A 16782-nucleotide genomic window follows, 5' to 3' on the forward strand; every position below is an offset into this window, starting at 1 on the left:
TAAAAGTTTTTAGGTTTATGCCCAAATAGCAACTATTGCCATAATTGCAAAACCAAGGATTACAAAGAAGTATTGCTTAGTATTACAGCAATCTTTAATAAGTACAGATTTATCTAAGCCATGCAATGTGCCAAGATAAATGAATGTTCCGGCAGCTATTGATGTAAATACAGGCTCTATATATGGGTTAGAAACATAGTGGAGAGTCTCTTGTCCAAGTATTATTCCTAGAGGTGTCATTAGTATAAAAAAGATAAAGAGAAGAGCTCTCATAGAGAATTTAAGATTAGTTTTATTAATGCTTATTGATAGTGCAAAGCTCGCTGCCCACTTGTGTGCCATGATAGCTATAAATATAACTAGAGCAATACTTGCTTGTTCTGATAGGCCTAGAGCAGCACCTTCAAAGAAACTATGGATAGATAGCATAATAGTTGCCATTATTGCCATAAAAGTTAGGTTACCTTTATTTGCTTTGGATAGTGCGCCACCTATATGCTCAATTAGTAGAAATAATAGTATTGTTATTCCAGCTATCAAAAATGGGAAAGGGTATGCTATATGCAAGTCAGCAAAGTCATTGGCTGAGTCACTAAGCATATGGATTAATCCAGCTCCTAAGAAAACACCATTAGCCAAAGCATCACCAACAGGAAAATTAAATGTTGGGTTTGATGCTTTTTTAATAAAAGGAAATGAGCCAGAAACTATTGTTACTAGCAAAATCACTAGAAGTATAGTTATTTCAAAATTAGTCATTTAAGATTGGTATTAATTATCTTTAGCTGAATAATACATAAAAACACAAAGTGTTACAATATAACAGTTTGTAAAAATCAAGATTATTAGTTTATACTTAGATATTAAAATATATTCAAAAATAAGTTATATGGATCTGATAGAGCAGGCTGAAGCATATTGTAAATCTTATAAATATAGGTTTACAGAGCCTAGGAAACGCGTGTTAGACGCAATAACTAGACAAAAAGATCCCGTTACTGCTTATGATATTTTGAGACTTTTATCTACTGAGAAAGATACAAAACCACCAACTATTTATAGGGCAATTGATTTTTGGTTAAAGCATGGCTTCATACATAGGATTGAAAGTATGAATTGCTATATAGCTTGTAACTTTAATCATAAGCATAAAGGTACACAGATACTTATTTGTGAAAAGTGTGGTGCGACTAAAGAAACGTGTATTGATGATAAGCATATATATACAGAGGTCAGTGAAAAAGAATCATTTTTAGTCCATAGTTGGAATATGGAAATTCGTGGTATTTGCTCTAAGTGTGTTTAGATACTTTATTAAGTAAATTAATTCTTAAAATCTTGAAACAATCAATCTTCTAGTTTAATCTTTAAGCAATTTTATTTCTAAAGTTTTAATTATTATGGTTACAACAAGATTTGCACCGAGCCCAACGGGTTTTTTACATGTTGGTGGCGTGCGTACAGCATTATTTAGTTGGTTATATGCAAAAAATAATAATGGCAAGTTTATTTTAAGAATCGAAGACACTGATTTAGAAAGATCTACCCAAGAAGCAGTTGATGCGATTTTAGATGGAATGAAGTGGCTAGGTTTAAAAAATGATGGTGAAACTTATTATCAAACTAAGCGTTTTGATAGATATAAAGAAGTAGTTGATCAACTTATTTCTGAAGGTAAAGCATACTACTGTAGCTGTTCTAAAGAAAGATTGGATGAGCTAAGAGAATATCAACAAGCAAACAACCTTAAAACAGGCTATGATAGTAAATGTCGTGATGAAAACTATGTACCTAAAGAGGGTGAAAGTTTTGTTATAAGGTTTAAAAATCCTAAAGATGGCGTGGTAAGTTGGGATGATGCTGTAAAAGGTAAGATCTCTATCGCGAATCAAGAGTTAGATGATATGATTATCCAAAGAGCTGATGGTTCACCAACTTATAACTTTTGTGTTGTGGTTGATGATATTGATATGGCAATTACACATGTTATCCGTGGTGATGATCATGTGAACAATACTCCTAAGCAAATTAATATCTATAAAGCATTAAATGCTGATGTGCCAGTATTTGCACATGTACCAATGATTTTAGGTCCAGATGGGGCGAAGCTATCTAAGCGACATGGTGCTGTTAATGTAATGGCTTATCGTGAAGATGGTTATTTACCTCAAGCAATGCTTAATTACCTTGTTAGGTTAGGGTGGTCAAATGGTGATCAAGAGATTTTCTCTCTTGATGAGATGATAAAAAGTTTTAATTTGGAACATATTAGTGCTTCACCATCACGCTTTGATTTTGAGAAGCTTAAGTGGATTAATAAACACTATATTAAAGAATCTAGGTTTGAAGATATTCGTTCAGAAGTTGAGTATCATTTTTCAAAACAAGGCTTGGATATTAGTAACGGACCAGACTTACAAGAGCTTGTTACTGTGATGGCAGAGAAAGTTGATACTTTAGTTGAGCTTGCTGAGAAGTCTAGTTATTTCTATAATGATGATATTTCGTATGATGAAAATGCAGTTAAGAAACATTTTAAAGCAGCTACAGGCGATATATTAAAAGTAGCTTTAGAGAAGTTTGAAGCCCTAAGCTTAGAGCAATGGCAAGATCCACAAGTGTTACACCATATTGTTGGTGATACAGCAGAGCAGTGTGAAGTAGGCATGGGTAAGGTCGGTATGCCTTTGCGTGTTGCTATTACAGGCTCTGGCCAGTCTCCAGATATTGGCATCACTCTTAAATTACTAGGTAGAGAAAAAGTGATTTCAAGAGTATCAAATGCAATAAATAATATTGCTAATAAATAAGTATACTATCAACAAATAATCTTTGATAAATAGCAACTAACTGTTATTTTCATCTTTTAAAATCTGCTGTAGCAAACTATCTAGTTATATATTTTTTTTGCTAGACTGTAAAAACCTATTATTTTAAATTAAACACTAAGATTATGGAAAATGAAAACATAAATAGTGGTCCTGGACTCTTTTCTGCAATAGCTATTGGAGTTGGGTGTATTATTGGAAGTGGTTGGTTGTTTGCGGCTTACTATGCTTCAAAACAAGCTGGTTCAGCATCTTTAATATCCTGGTTGATCGGTGCAGGGATGGTATTGATATTATCATTACTACTGGGTGAAATTGCTTCATTTAAACCTGTTCGAGGACTGTTTGGGAGATTACTAACAATTAGTCATAATCCAGATATGGGATTTGTTGTGGCGATATCTAACTGGGTTGGTTTACTTTTAACTATCCCATCAGAAGCTCAAGCGACAATTCAGTACTTAAGTACAGCGTATCCAAAATTAGAACCATATATCTTTATTAATCATGATCTTACTTATGTAGGTATTTTATGTGTAGTTGTTTTGATCTTCATTTATGGTTTGATTAATTATTGGGGGGTTAAAACTCTTACTAAATTTACTAATTTTATGACTATATTTAAAATTGGTGTACCTGTTCTTACTGGATTGATCTTGCTTTACACATCATTTAATACACATAACTTTGTGGCATACCATGATAGTTTTAATCCATATGGTTATGGAGCGGTTTTCTCTGCGGTTGTTACGTGTGGTATTTTCTATTCATTCTATGGCTTTGGAACTATTGCAACATTTTGTTCAGAAATTAAAAATCCAAAACGCAATATTCCTTTAGCATTAACAGGATGTATCGTTATATGTTTAATTATATATTTATTATTGCAAGTTGCCTTTATAGGAGCATTACCTAGTCATCTATTGGCAAATGGTTGGCATCAACTAAACTTTACATCTCCATTAGCTCAGTTAATGTTACTTCTTAACTTAAATGTGTTTGCAATATGTTTATACATAGATGCAGCAATAAGCCCATCTGGAACTGCTACAGTTTATGCAGGTTCTGCCGGTAGAATATTTACAGGGATGGCTCAAGATAAGCAAATGCCACAGTTCTTTGCAAAAATGCATGAGCAATTTAATCTTTCTAGAAGATCATTAGTATTTGGCTTACTTATATGTATTGGTATAGTTTTATTCTTTAGAAGTTGGCAGCAGCTTATGATTGTGGTTGCAGTTTTTCAACTTTTGACTTGTGTTGCGATACCTATTGCATATGTTAAGTTAAATACTGACATGAAGAAAGCAGGTGATATATTTCATGTGCCTTGTGGGCGTATATTAAGTGGGTTTGTGTATCTATTAGTTTCTTATCTAATAATACAGTCAGGTCTTAAGGCAGTAGCATTTTCACTGATTATACATGTTATATTGTTCGTAGTTTATGCTTTGAGTTACTATCGTACAGCTAAAGGTGTTAAAAAAGCATTTGCATCTTCATGGAGTGTTTTCCTTTATATGATATTAACTGTAGTTGGAGCATATTTCCAAGAAGTAAATGACTTAAACTCAGCAGCTTCAATTTTAGCATTCTTTGTTGTAATGTTGATTTGTTATTTCTTCTTGTTAAGACAAAAGACTTTTGCAAATAGCATAGCTTAAAATCATAATGCCTACTTTTAGTAGGCTTTTCTTAGTAAATCTATTCTTATATATCCTTTATATTTTTATATTTATTTCGATATAATAAATTTATTTTCTAAAAATATTAATTATTTTTGATAAAAGGCTTGACTAAGTTTCAAAAGTCATTATAATACACCTCATATCGCTGGAAACAGTGGTCGAAAAGTCTTATGTCCCGTTCGTCTAGAGGCCTAGGACACCGCCCTTTCACGGCGGCAACAGGGGTTCGAATCCCCTACGGGATGCCAAATTTAAAAAGCCACCTTGAGTGGCTTTTTTTATGTCTGTAGAAATATTTTTAACCTATTTTGATTCCTATTTTTGTTGGATTAAAACTTTAATTGTATATTTATTCAAATCTTGTTTTGATTATAATGGAAGTATCATTTCTATTATATGAATAGGGGAAAGCAATGCCTAAGGTAAGAATTAATGATATTAATATGTATTATGAAGAGAGGGGTTGTGGACATCCTATTGTTTTAGTAGGAGGTTTTGGTGCCGATAATAAAGCTTGGGGTGAGTTTGCTAATAAACTTACTTTAGATTATAGGGTTATAGTGTTTGATAATAGGGGTGTTGGTCAGACAGATTGCCCAGATGAGCCTTATTCAATTGCTCAAATGGCTCAAGATGTAAAGAGTCTCTGTGATTATTTAAAGATAGAGAAAACGATTGTTATTGGCTCATCGATGGGAGGATTTATTGTTCAGCAGCTAATGTATGATTATCCTAAGTTATGTGAAAAAGCTATTATATTAAACTCAGCAATAAAGACCTCTAGACACTATAGTGTGTTTATGCAGGCTTTTTATAAGGTATTGGCTGCGGGAGTGTTAGAGCCTCAAATTGTAACTAGGCTATTTTTACCATGGGTTTATTCTGATGATTTTCTAAGAAGTGATCTGAAGGTGGAGAAGCTTGTCGAGCTTGTGATAACAAATCCACATCCTTTTAGTTTGATTGGGTTTAAAAATCAACGTTGTGCAGTTGAAGGGTTTAACTCAAGTAAATGGATTGCAAAAGTTGAAGTGCCTACATTAGTAGTTGCTGGTGAGAAAGATATAGTTTTCTATGAGAGTGATGTGAGAAGGTTGTCTGAGTTGCTGAGAAATTCAGAGTATTATAAATTTAGAAATACAGGTCATTTACCGCATATTGAAAGACCTAATGAACTACTAAATGTAGTTACTGATTTTATATCTGACTGATGGCTGTTCTAATTTATAGAGATTTCTTTAAAAAACGGATAGATAAAATAAATTCTGTTTATATCTTAAAGAAGTATTTAGTTATAGGTGCTTATAATTAGATTCATAATGTATTCTCGAGTGTCTTTAGAGAAGCAAGTATAATTCCTGTGTATATAGTCAACAGATGTGATTAATATTTTAATTTTAGTATCTAGGTTTGAAGAGCTAAATTTATTTATATCTGATGATAAGTGATGTTTATTTAACTCGTTCATAACTGTATTTATGTTTACATTATTTGTGGTATTACATTCGATAATGTCTTTAAATACCATATCTGCTTTTGTATTGATTATATGTATTTTGTTATTAATATTTTCTATATAAGTTTTAAATTTAGCTGTATCTGTAACTCCAAATCTTTCTAAGTATGAGGTGTCCTTAAAAGCCCTAATTCCAGTTGCTTCTAGTAAGTATCTAACATATCCGGCACAATTGTGATACCGGCTAAAAAACTTATAGTATGCTTTTCCTGTACCATGATGTATTGGATTTTCACCGGCTTCATAAGCAGTAGCAGCTTCTTTGATATTATTGGATTTAAGTCCAAACCACTGTCTTATATTATCTTTTTTATACATACCACCTCCAGGGAATATGTAGTATTTATCTATAGGGCTTTTTACAATACCTCTACAATTGTCTAGCTTTGGTTTCTTGGTTACTTTAATTCCTTTTTTCTTGTAATCTTCAAGTAGATCCTTACAATCTTTACATATTTGATTTACATCATAGCTTCTAATTATATTTGATTTTTGAAAATAGTCAGTCGCAGTGTTATATGACAATACTTGTTCTTCAGCCCTTTTTAAAAGTTGTTTTGTGTTCTCTGATAAAGCACTATGTGTTTGATCATTGTAGTCTATTGTTTTAACTAATTGAGAAGTGTGTCTATCATCTAAACCTTGGTTAAGCTCTTGTATGTCATCTTTTAATACTTCTAATATTTTATGTAGAATAGTTATATCCGATAATTGTTTAAAAGTGGTATATATGTTACGATCTATGGTATAGTCTTTTATAAAATTAGCTTTTAAAGATAACTTCCCTTGCATCCATAAGCTATTACCACGACTTATTTCTTTCATAGAAAGCGTACCTTTGGGCTGTAAAGCAAAATATTCTTTTATATCATCCAAGTCTTTAAGAATTTCGCCTTTATTATTTATTGCAGTAAGCTTTAATCCAATATGATTACAATTCCATTTATAGATCCCAATTTTAGCTATATGACAAAGGTCCATATTATTCTCTTTAGTATTATATTTGGGTATGTGTAGATAGTAGTTTAAAAAAGTAGCTCAAATATTTCTAATTTGTAAAAAAATGTATTTTCATAGAGTAAGTCGTAAATAAAATATGTTAATAATTTAAGATCTAGAGAGGTTTTTAGATGCTAATCAATTAGCTATATAAGTCTTTAGTTAGGCGCATAAGATAATTGCGAGTGGTATGTGTTACACTGTGTTTAGATATATTAGAAATTAACGAGCTTAATGCTTTAATTTTAGTAGTTATATCTCTAGAGCTTTCATATTTGGTTAGGTATGAAGATGAGTTTAGTTTTTTTAAATCTTTTATAGTAGTCTCTCTATCTTGTGTTCGGGCGTTGGAAGATGTGACATTGTTAAATAATATATTAGCTTTTTGGTTAATATCAAACAGTTTTTTATTAACTTCTGCCATATATTTCTCAAGTCTGCTTGGGTCAGTAATACCTAAGACTTCAAGAGACGATGTGTCTTTGAATGCTTTAATCCCTGCGTTTTCAAGTAAATACCTAACATATCCTATACAGTTATGATATCTACTAAAAGTTTTGTAATATACTTGTTTATTATGATGTATTTTATTGTCATTTAATCTAAAATAGCTTGCAGCAGAGTCTATGCGATTGGGCTTGATTCCAAACCATTGTTTAATTCCATCTCTTTTACATAAACCTCCTCCGGGATATAAATAATACTTATCTTCAGGTTTTCTTACAAAATATTCAGTATTATCTTTTAGGGTTTGTTTAATTCCATTTTTTTCTTGTTCTTCGATTAAGGAATTAAGATTATTGCCTATATTATTTAGAAGAAAATTATCGATTCTTTTGTTTTGCTTATAATTGATGATTAAACTTTCAGCTCTTTCAAAAAGATCCTTTACATTTGAGTCACAAAGCGAGAGTGTATTAGTATCATTAATTATTGTATCTATAGTATTTACATTACTATTACTTTCAGTGATTTTCTTATATTCTTTTTGAATCTCAGATAATATATATGCGTTGGCGAATCGCCTCTTGCTAGTATTATTCAATCTATCTGTTGTGTAGTCTGATAAAAGCGTTGCTTCCATAGGGGATTTTGCGGTTATTAATGAATCAAAAAGATTGAAACCCGTTGCTCTTATGGTTCGAAGTGTGGGGCCTTTGGGTACAAGGGCGTAGTATTTTCTTTGATTTTTATCATCTATGTTTTTACCTTGATCATCGATTGGAACAACCCTTAATCCAACATGACCTGATCGCCATTTACAAATGCTGACTTTTAATATATCACTCAAGGAAGTTCTCCTAATACGTTATAAGTTAAGTATAAAAATTAGTTTAAATAAGTAACTAAAGTGTTTCTAAATTGTAAAATGATGTGTTTTTACAATTTAATTTTTAAGTGAAGGGAGTGAAATATGGGATTAAGAGCAAATGTGGGAGGTTATTCTGCTATATTTAGGTAATAATGTTTTTTTAAAAAAAAGCTAGTTTTTCTCGAAAACACTGAAAGTAAAGTCAAACTCATTTTTATCATCTTTTTTGAACTCTTTATGACCTATACGTTTATATTTTGAGCTATCCCATTGAGGAAAAAAGGCATCAAGATCGCTCATTTCTGTATCAACTTCAGTTATATATAATCTATCGGCATATTGCAAAAATTCTTTATAAATTTGTGCACCACCTATTATAAATATTTCATAATGCGGTTTTGATTTCGCGAAGTTTAAGATATCTTGAGTGCTGTTTATTATCAAGCACTTGTCTTGTTTGTATTCTTTATCTCTAGTTAGGATGATGTTTTTCCGATTAGGAAGAGGGCGACCAATTGACTCAAAAGTTTTTCTACCCATTACAATATAGTTGTTTTCAGTAATTTTTTTGAAATTCTTAAGATCTTCAGATAGCTTCCATGCTAGAGAGTTTTCTTTGCCGATGCCAAGATTTTTATCGTATGCAACTATTAGTGAAATCATTATGTATTACTATGCGTTTATTAAAATATGACTTTAATTTTATCATAATAATATGTTGAGATATCGTAGTTTTTGTTTGTCTTTTAATTTTGTATTATGGTAATTTAAGTATACAGAGTATTGTTTTTTTTAAGGTTATATGAGAAAAAATATGGATTTTCGATGGTCGAATTGATGGTTGTAGTTGCAATTATTACTATAGTTGCGGCTATTGCTGTGCCAATGTATTCAGATTACATCACCAAAACAAAGATGGCCGATACTATCCATGCGAATGGTAGTGATAGAACGAATATCGCAGAATACTATAATTCAAATGGATCATTTGGCTCTAAAGCCGATTTTGATTCATCTGAGTTTGCACAGAATTTTAATTCTACAGTTGCCGGTGACTATGCTCAGTCAAAAACTATAACTTGGTTAAGTGCTAATGCAGTGAGGGTCGACTATGATAATAACTAGTGTCAAAAGGAAGCAGGAACTCCCTAAAAAAACTTTGAGATTATTTTTATTTGTTTTTCTAGGTATTTTCTTGATCTCAAAATCTTACGCTGAAGAAAAAACCTCATATATTATTAGTATGAGTAGTGGATCAATGATATATAATTCTTGTGTTTCGACTGTTTCTCTTTCAGGGTGTGAAAGAGCCTCTTCTGTAGAGGATCTTGAATCTAGAATAGGCTCAGCCACATCTGATCTTGGCTTAGGAGGTGGCGGTTCTGAAGAGGGTGGCTCAGAAGGGGATAGCTCAGGAAGTGGTGATGACTCATCAACACCTAGCTGTGGTAGTTTAACCACTAACGAGGCTTGTAATGCAGAACCAGGATGTATATGGTTTAGAAGTCAATGCTATATTTCTGGGGTATAATTTATATATGCAAACTCTTGTTGATCTCTTCAGATATGGCTTCACCTCTAGTGAGGAATAAATTTTTGTAATTTTTAGATATCTTATGATAGAATAAGCAAGCTTATATTTTTATATATAAGTAAATGTTTAATTAATAAATCATACACTTTAGCAAAATAATGTTAGCTTAAAGGGTGTCGTTTACGATATTTGAGCTGGCTTGAAGTGTTAGATATAACCCAAATAAATAAGGATTAATAAAATGTCTTTAATGAAAGAAATGTTATCTGCTGGTGTTCACTTCGGACACAAAAAAGCTTTCTGGAACCCACAAATGAATGAATACATCTTTGGTATTAACCATGGTGTACATATCATCAACTTAGAAAAAACAGTTCCTCTTTTCCAAGATGCTGTTAACTTTGTTGGTAAAACTGTTGCTAACGGTGGTAAGGTTCTTTTTGTTGGTACTAAAAGACAAGCTCAAGATATCATAGAAACTGAAGCTAAAAGATGTGGTATGCCATATGTTAGCCACAGATGGTTAGGTGGTATGCTTACTAACTATAAAACAGTTAGACAATCTATCAAAAGACTAGCTCAGTTAGAAAAGATGAAAGAAGATGGTACTTTTGGATCTTTAACTAAAAAAGAAATGCTTCAAAACTTAAGAACTATTGAGAAGTTAGAGAAAGTTCTTGGTGGTATTAAAGAGATGGGCGGTATTCCTGATGCTATCGTTGTTATTGATAGCAATAAAGAGCACATCGCTATCCAAGAAGCTAAGAAGCTTGGTATCAAAGTTGTATCTATCGTAGATACTAACTCAAACCCTGAAGGTATTGACTATATCATCCCAGGTAATGATGATGCTGTTAAGTCTATATCTTTCTATATGAAGAAATTTGCTGATGCTGTTATCGATGCTCAAGGTCTAGATAGAGCTATTGAAGCAAAAGCTGATGAAGCTGTAGAAGCTCAACAAGAAGCATAAGAAACAAACAAGGATAATAAAACAATGTCAAATATTTCTGCTAAATTAGTAAAGGAACTTAGAGAAAGAACTGGTGCTGGCATGATGGAGTGTAAGAAAGCTCTAGTTGCTGCTGAAGGTGATATTGAAAAAGCTGCTGAAGAGATGAGAATCTCTGGTCAAGCAAAAGCTGATAAGAAAGCTTCTCGTGTTGCTGCTGAAGGTGTTATCGAAGCTTATGCTGCTGATGGTAGAGCTGTGTTGCTTGAAATCAACTCTGAAACAGACTTCGTTGCTAGAGACGAAAGTTTTAAAGCGTTCGCTAGTGAAGCTGTGAAAGCTGCTCATGCTGCTAATGCAAAAACTATCGAGGAAGTTCTAGAGGCTAAAATTTCAACTGGTGAAACTGTTGAAGAAGCTAGAAAATCTTTAGTTGCTAAAATCGGTGAGAATATCCAAGTTCGTAGAGTTAAAACTACAGAAGCTTCTAACCTAGGTGCGTATGTTCACGGTGGTAGAATTGGTGTGGTTGCTGCTTTAGAGGGTGGTGAAGAAGAGCTTGCTAAAGATATCGCTATGCATGTAACAGCAGCTAATCCTCAGTATGTTAACCCTGAAGATGTTCCTGCAGATGTTGTAGAGAAGGAAAGATCTATCCAGGTTGAGATCGCTATGCAGTCTGGTAAGCCAAAAGAAATCGCTGAGAAGATGGTTGTTGGTCGTATGAAGAAGTTTACTGGCGAAGTTAGCTTAACTGGTCAGGCTTTTGTTAAAGACCCTAGCATCCAAGTTGAAAAACTTCTTAAAGATAATAATGCAAAAGTAGTTAGCTTTATTCGTCTAGATGTTGGTGAAGGTATCGAGAAGAAAGAAGAAGACTTCGCAGCAGAGGTGATGAGCCAAATTAAAGGTTAATATATGTCTAACGATTCGTCAGAATGTTCTCAAAAACCTCTAAAGCTTAAGAGGGTTCTTCTTAAGCTAAGTGGGGAGTCTTTATCTGCAGATCAAGGTTTTGGTATAAATGTTGATTCTGCAAAACCTATCATAGACCAAATTAAAACACTTGTATCTCAAGGTATTGAAATTGCTATAGTTGTTGGTGGTGGTAATATCTTGCGAGGCGGAAGAGCCAACTTTGGTGATAAAATCAGAAGGGCTACTGCAGACTCGATGGGTATGATTGCTACAATGATTAATGCTTTAGCTTTGCGAGATATGCTTCTTAGTGAAAATGTCGAGGCAGATGTTTTCTCAGCGAAAGGTGTTGATGGTTTACTTAAAGTAGCTAGTGCACATGAATTTAATCAGTCATTAGCAGCTGGTAAAGTTTTGATCTTTGCAGGAGGCACGGGTAATCCATTTGTAACTACTGATACTACAGCTAGTTTAAGAGCAGTTGAGATTGGTGCAGATGCTTTACTAAAAGCCACAACTGTAGATGGAGTGTATGATAAGGACCCAAATAAGTATCCAGATGCAAAACGCTTTGAGAAAGTTTCTTTTTCAGAAGTGGTTGCAAAAGAGCTGAGTGTTATGGATTTGGGAGCTTTTACTCAATGTAGAGATTTTGGTATTCCAATATATGTGTTTGATTTGACTCAGTCTAATGCTTTGGTTGATGCTGTTGTTGATTCTAAGCATGGTACTTGGGTTACTTTAGACTAATTAATTTTTAAAAAGGATTATTTTATGATAAATGAAATTCTAAAAGATGCTGAAAGCAGAATGAGCAAGTCTTTGGATGTTTTGGCTGATGATTTAGCTAAAATTAGAACAGGGCGTGCTCATCCTGATATCCTAGCTCATGTAACTATAGATTATTATGGTTCTGCTACACCTATTACTCAGGTGGCAAATGTTACAGTTTTAGATGCTAGAACTTTAGGTATTACTCCGTGGGAGAAAGGCCTTTCTGGTCAAATTGAAAAAGCTATTATGACTTCAGATCTTGGTCTTAATCCTACAAACTTAGGTGATTCTTTAAGAGTTCCTATGCCTGCATTAAACGAAGAGAGAAGAAGAGAACTAGTTAAGTTAGTTAAGTCTGAAACAGAAAGTGGCAGAGTCTCTATCAGAAATATTCGTCGTGATGCTAATAGTGACATCAAAGAGCTTCTTAAAGAGAAAGAAATAACTGAAGATGAAGCAAAAAGAGCTGAAGATAATATTCAAAAAATCACAGATAAAATGATTGCTCAAGCTGATGCTCTAGCAGTTAAGAAAGAGCAAGACTTAATGGAAGTCTAATTTCTTAGATTCTCTAATAAAACTTGTATTTTCATCCATTCTTTCTTATTATTTATCTAGTTTAATTTTATTATAATTTATTTATGATTTCGGCTAAGAAAAATACTCTTAGACATATTGCCATAATTATGGATGGTAATGGTAGATGGGCTAAAAGTAGATTAAAGCCAAGAATCTTTGGGCATAGAAATGCTATATCTAGTGTTGATGCTTCAATAGAGTATTGCGCTGAAAATAATATAGAAGTTTTGACACTTTTTGCTTTTGGGAGAGATAATTGGTTAAGGCCGGCCCAAGAGGTTGAAGACTTAATGGATCTTTTTTGCAAAACCTTGAAAGATAAAGCACCTAAGTTACATAAAAATAATATTTCTTTAAAAGTTGTTGGTGATAAGACGAGACTTTCATCAAAGCTTCTGGGTATAATTTCTGAAACTGAATCTTTAACAAGTCAAAATACTGGTTTACAGTTAAGGTTAGCTGTAGATTATGCAGGGCGTTGGGATATCGTACAAGCAGTTAAAGCTGTAGTAGATGATGTTAAAGATCAAAAGGTATTATCGAGTGATATTACAGAACAAATGTTTGGTGAGTATTTGACAGCCGGAAATGTGCCAGTTGATTTACTTATTCGTACAAGTGGTGAGGTTCGCCTAAGTGATTTTATGATATGGCAACTTGCATATGCGGAAATGTATTTTACGGATGTTATGTGGCCAGACTTCTCTAAAAAAGAGCTGGATAAAGCAGTGGAGTATTTTTATTCTCGCCAGAGAAGGTTTGGTAAAAGTGGTGAGCAGATTAGATAAGAGGAAATTATGAAAGAAAGAATTATAACTGGTGTAGTGCTTGTGGCAGTAGTGTTTTGTTTTTTACTATATGCATCTGAGTACTTGTTTGGGGTTGGGGTTTTCCTTGTCGCTATTTTGTCTGCGTATGAGTGGTTAAAGTTAGCAAAGGTTGAGCAGGATTCTATGCTTAAGTATCTTATTGTATTTGTGGTTGCAGCTTTTGTGGTTTCTCAGTTTTTTATTTATTTGCAGTATATTTTCCCTATATTTTGGTTGTACGCTATATTTAGATTAAGCCAGTATGAGAGAGAGAAAATAAGTACTATCTCATCTAAAGAAATGCTTGTTTTAGGGTTGTTTACTATAGCTCCTTTTGCTGCCTGCTTATATGTACTACATAGCAATAATGTGGCGTGGATATTTATGTTTATTTTGGTTGTTGCCGCTGCTGATAGTGGAGCATACTTCACAGGTAAGGCGATCGGTAAGCATAAGATGTTGCCTAGGCTGAGTCCAAATAAAACTATAGAAGGTCTTCTTGGTGGAATGCTTTGTGCTATCATAGTTGCTATAGTATTCTTAATGTATATGGGGCTGACTCCTCTTGAGTATGTTTATATGGTGTTGATTTCAGCTCTTGTTGCGGTGTTGTCTGTTGTTGGTGATGTGTTTGAAAGTATGATGAAGCGCATCGCAGGAGTTAAAGATAGTGGTAATATCTTGCCTGGTCATGGTGGAGTGCTTGACAGATTAGATGGCTATATGCCTACTTTACCAATATTTGTAATGCTAGGGTATTTTGCTGGCGTATTTATTTTATAGGGGTTTTTGTGAATATTGAGCTTAGGTTTTTGAATAAAGAGATTGTGAATGAATTGCCACGCTATGGAACAGAAGGTTCGGCGGCTGTTGATTTAAAAGCTTGTATCTCTGAGAGTGTATTTTTAAATCCCGGTGAGTGTAAGCTTATTGGGACTGGTATAGCTATTAATGTGGCCGATCCTGGTTATGCGGCAATGATTTTGCCAAGATCGGGTTTAGGGCATAAGAAAGGTTTAGTGCTTGGGAATGGTACTGGGCTTATAGATTCTGATTATCAGGGTGAATTAAAAGTTTCTTGTTTTAATCGTTCTCAAGAGGTTATAGAGATTGAACCTTTGATGAGGTTTGCTCAGCTTGTTATAGTTCCTGTTGTTCAAGCAACTTTTAATGTTGTTGAAGAGTTTTCACAAGAAACTGCTAGAGCTGTTGGTGGTTTTGGTCATACAGGAGTTTAGGTTTATGTTTTTTAATCTCCCTAATATTTTAACTTTTGGACGTTTAGTTCTAATACCTTTTATAGTGATATGTTACTATTTTAATTTCCCTCATCATCATGGGATTACGGCTACGCTATTTTTGTTAGGAGCTGCTACTGATTGGTTGGATGGGTATTTAGCGCGTAAATGGGAGCAGACAAGTAAGTTAGGAGCTTTTTTGGATCCTGTTGCTGATAAGCTTATTGTTGCTACAGCGCTGTGCTTATTTGTGGAGATGTATCCTTACTGGTGGGCTACAATACCTGCTATTGTTATGATTTGTCGTGAAATTTTAGTGTCTGCTTTGCGTGAGTGGATGGCTGAGTTGGGTCAGCGTAGTGTTGTTAAGGTTGGTATTTGGGGTAAGGTTAAAACTACGGCTCAGATGGCGGCGTTATTTATATTCTTAATTAAACCTGCTATAGACTTTAGACACTCTATCGATTATTCAAGCTTTAACACATGGTTTATATTTTTGGGTTTCTTGATGTTATATATTGCTGTGATTCTAACGGTTTACTCTATGTGTAACTATCTGTATGTTGCATTTAAGTCTGTTTTCGGAAAATCTAATAAATAATACTTTTTCTTTTCTTTTTTTTGCTTTTTTGTTATTATTGTTGCCTAATGCTATTTTTGCATAGGCGATGCCTTTGTCTAGCATTTGAAATTATTTAATCAAAAACTGATAAAAAACGGAGAATAATAACTAATGGCAACTATAAATCAGTTGGTGAACAACCCTCGCAAGAGATCGGTTGTTAAGTCTAAGGTTCCTGCGTTGAAGGCTTGTCCTCAAAGAAGAGGTGTTTGTACGAGAGTTTATACTACAACTCCTAAGAAGCCTAACTCAGCACTTAGAAAAGTAGCTCGTGTAAGATTAACGAGTGGTTTTGAGGTAACAAGTTACATTGGTGGTGAAGGCCATAACCTACAAGAGCATAGTGTTGTGCTTATCAGAGGTGGTAGGGTTAAAGATTTACCAGGTGTGCGTTACCACATCGTTAGGGGTGCTTTAGATACTTCAGGTGTTAATAATCGTAAGCACGGTCGTTCTAAGTATGGTACGAAGCGTCCTAAGTCTTAGTTTGTGTTTAAAATTTAACATTTGAAAAAGGTGTAAAAATGTCTAGAAGAAATAGAGCTCCTAAAAGAGATATTTTACCTGATCCTAAGTATAAGAGTCAGGTAGTTGCTAAGTTTGTTAACCATATCATGCTAGATGGTAAAAAATCAGTAGCTGAGAAAATTGTATATGGTGCGTTTGATAAAATTAAAGCAAAAGATGCTTCAGCTAATGAAGTTGAAGTTTTTGAAAATGCGTTAGAAAGCGTTAGTCCAATGGTAGAGGTTAAGTCTCGCCGTGTTGGTGGTGCTACATATCAAGTTCCTGTAGAAGTTAGACCAGAGCGTCGTCAAACTTTAGGTATGAGATGGATAATTGATGCTGCACGTAAGAGAAAAGAGAATACTATGGGCGACAGGGTTGCTGCTGAGATTCTTGAAGCTGTAGAGGGTAGAGGTGCTGCTGTTAAGAAGAGAGAAGATACTCATAAGATGGCAGAAGCTAACAAAGCGTTTGCTCACTTCAGATGGTAATAAGGGGAATATAAA

Annotated in this window: 19 protein-coding genes, 1 tRNA gene and 1 pseudogene; 17 read left to right on the forward strand and 4 right to left on the reverse strand. The window is 33.8% G+C overall.

Annotated elements, in window-relative coordinates; all coding sequences use genetic code 11:
* Nucleotides 1-15 precede the first annotated feature (15 nt).
* Complete coding sequence (locus FIP56_RS01075; RefSeq protein WP_192577160.1) at nt 16-759, reverse strand: ZIP family metal transporter; 744 nt, start codon at nt 757-759, stop codon at nt 16-18.
* Nucleotides 760-889: 130 nt separating this feature from the next.
* Here FIP56_RS01075 and FIP56_RS01080 point away from each other — a divergent pair, with 130 nt between their 5' ends.
* From FIP56_RS01080 to FIP56_RS01100, 5 genes are all read left to right on the forward strand, one after another.
* Complete coding sequence (locus FIP56_RS01080; RefSeq protein ID WP_192577161.1) at nt 890-1306, forward strand: Fur family transcriptional regulator; 417 nt, start codon at nt 890-892, stop codon at nt 1304-1306.
* 94 nt (nt 1307-1400) lie between these two features.
* Nucleotides 1401-2810: a glutamate--tRNA ligase gene (gene gltX, locus FIP56_RS01085; RefSeq protein ID WP_192577162.1), complete on the forward strand. Its 1410-nt coding sequence runs from the start codon at nt 1401-1403 to the stop codon at nt 2808-2810.
* Between the two features lie 227 nt (nt 2811-3037).
* Complete coding sequence (locus FIP56_RS01090; protein ID WP_245323100.1) at nt 3038-4492, forward strand: APC family permease; 1455 nt, start codon at nt 3038-3040, stop codon at nt 4490-4492.
* A gap of 196 nt (nt 4493-4688) precedes the next feature.
* Nucleotides 4689-4764, forward strand: a tRNA-Glu gene (locus FIP56_RS01095).
* Nucleotides 4765-4929: 165 nt separating this feature from the next.
* Entirely contained in the window at nt 4930-5727 is a 798-nt protein-coding gene (locus FIP56_RS01100; protein ID WP_192577163.1) for an alpha/beta hydrolase, read from the forward strand.
* Nucleotides 5728-5804: 77 nt separating this feature from the next.
* Here the strand turns inward: FIP56_RS01100 and FIP56_RS01105 are convergent, their stop codons facing one another.
* The 3 genes from FIP56_RS01105 to FIP56_RS01115 all read right to left on the reverse strand — a co-directional run bounded on the left by FIP56_RS01105 (nt 5805) and on the right by FIP56_RS01115 (nt 9006).
* Nucleotides 5805-7013, reverse strand: a complete 1209-nt coding sequence (locus tag FIP56_RS01105) for a hypothetical protein (RefSeq protein ID WP_192577164.1) — start codon at nt 7011-7013, stop codon at nt 5805-5807.
* A 160-nt stretch (nt 7014-7173) separates the two neighbouring features.
* On the reverse strand, nt 7174-8322 hold the full coding sequence (locus tag FIP56_RS01110) for a hypothetical protein (RefSeq protein WP_192577165.1): 1149 nt from the start codon (nt 8320-8322) through the stop codon (nt 7174-7176).
* A gap of 192 nt (nt 8323-8514) precedes the next feature.
* The gene (locus FIP56_RS01115; RefSeq protein WP_192577166.1) at nt 8515-9006 is read right to left on the reverse strand and encodes a dihydrofolate reductase; all 492 of its coding nucleotides are present in this window, start codon (nt 9004-9006) and stop codon (nt 8515-8517) included.
* Between the two features lie 162 nt (nt 9007-9168).
* Between FIP56_RS01115 and FIP56_RS10430 the strand changes: the two are divergent.
* The 12 genes and pseudogenes from FIP56_RS10430 to rpsG all read left to right on the forward strand — a co-directional run.
* Nucleotides 9169-9261: pseudogene (locus FIP56_RS10430) on the forward strand (type IV pili fiber building block protein); the annotation flags it as partial.
* Between the two features lie 340 nt (nt 9262-9601).
* Nucleotides 9602-9874, forward strand: coding sequence for a hypothetical protein (locus FIP56_RS01125; protein ID WP_192577168.1), 273 nt, complete (start codon nt 9602-9604; stop codon nt 9872-9874).
* Nucleotides 9875-10118: 244 nt separating this feature from the next.
* A complete protein-coding gene (gene rpsB, locus FIP56_RS01130; protein WP_192577169.1) occupies nt 10119-10850 on the forward strand; it encodes a 30S ribosomal protein S2 in 732 nt (243 codons plus the stop codon).
* Nucleotides 10851-10874: 24 nt separating this feature from the next.
* On the forward strand, nt 10875-11744 hold the full coding sequence (gene tsf / locus FIP56_RS01135) for a translation elongation factor Ts (RefSeq protein ID WP_192577170.1): 870 nt from the start codon (nt 10875-10877) through the stop codon (nt 11742-11744).
* 3 nt (nt 11745-11747) lie between these two features.
* Complete coding sequence (gene pyrH, locus FIP56_RS01140) at nt 11748-12497, forward strand: UMP kinase (RefSeq protein ID WP_192577171.1); 750 nt, start codon at nt 11748-11750, stop codon at nt 12495-12497.
* Nucleotides 12498-12521: 24 nt separating this feature from the next.
* Nucleotides 12522-13079, forward strand: coding sequence for a ribosome recycling factor (gene frr / locus FIP56_RS01145; protein ID WP_192577172.1), 558 nt, complete (start codon nt 12522-12524; stop codon nt 13077-13079).
* Nucleotides 13080-13162: 83 nt separating this feature from the next.
* A complete protein-coding gene (uppS, locus tag FIP56_RS01150; RefSeq protein WP_192577173.1) occupies nt 13163-13888 on the forward strand; it encodes a polyprenyl diphosphate synthase in 726 nt (241 codons plus the stop codon).
* Nucleotides 13889-13897: 9 nt separating this feature from the next.
* A complete protein-coding gene (locus FIP56_RS01155; protein ID WP_192577174.1) occupies nt 13898-14692 on the forward strand; it encodes a phosphatidate cytidylyltransferase in 795 nt (264 codons plus the stop codon).
* Between the two features lie 8 nt (nt 14693-14700).
* Nucleotides 14701-15147, forward strand: coding sequence for a dUTP diphosphatase (gene dut, locus FIP56_RS01160; RefSeq protein ID WP_192577175.1), 447 nt, complete (start codon nt 14701-14703; stop codon nt 15145-15147).
* 4 nt (nt 15148-15151) lie between these two features.
* Nucleotides 15152-15748 carry a CDP-diacylglycerol--glycerol-3-phosphate 3-phosphatidyltransferase gene (gene pgsA, locus FIP56_RS01165; protein ID WP_192577176.1) on the forward strand — a complete coding sequence of 199 codons (597 nt, stop codon included), beginning with the start codon at nt 15152-15154 and terminating at the stop codon, nt 15746-15748.
* Between the two features lie 132 nt (nt 15749-15880).
* Nucleotides 15881-16255 (forward strand): 30S ribosomal protein S12, encoded by a 375-nt coding sequence (rpsL, locus tag FIP56_RS01170; RefSeq protein ID WP_003035357.1) that lies wholly within the window; start codon nt 15881-15883, stop codon nt 16253-16255.
* 38 nt (nt 16256-16293) lie between these two features.
* On the forward strand, nt 16294-16767 hold the full coding sequence (gene rpsG / locus FIP56_RS01175; RefSeq protein WP_040010069.1) for a 30S ribosomal protein S7: 474 nt from the start codon (nt 16294-16296) through the stop codon (nt 16765-16767).
* The last annotated feature ends 15 nt before the right edge of the window (nt 16768-16782 follow it).

It is taken from the genome of Francisella sp. LA112445, assembly GCF_012224145.1.
Classification (GTDB): domain Bacteria; phylum Pseudomonadota; class Gammaproteobacteria; order Francisellales; family Francisellaceae; genus Francisella.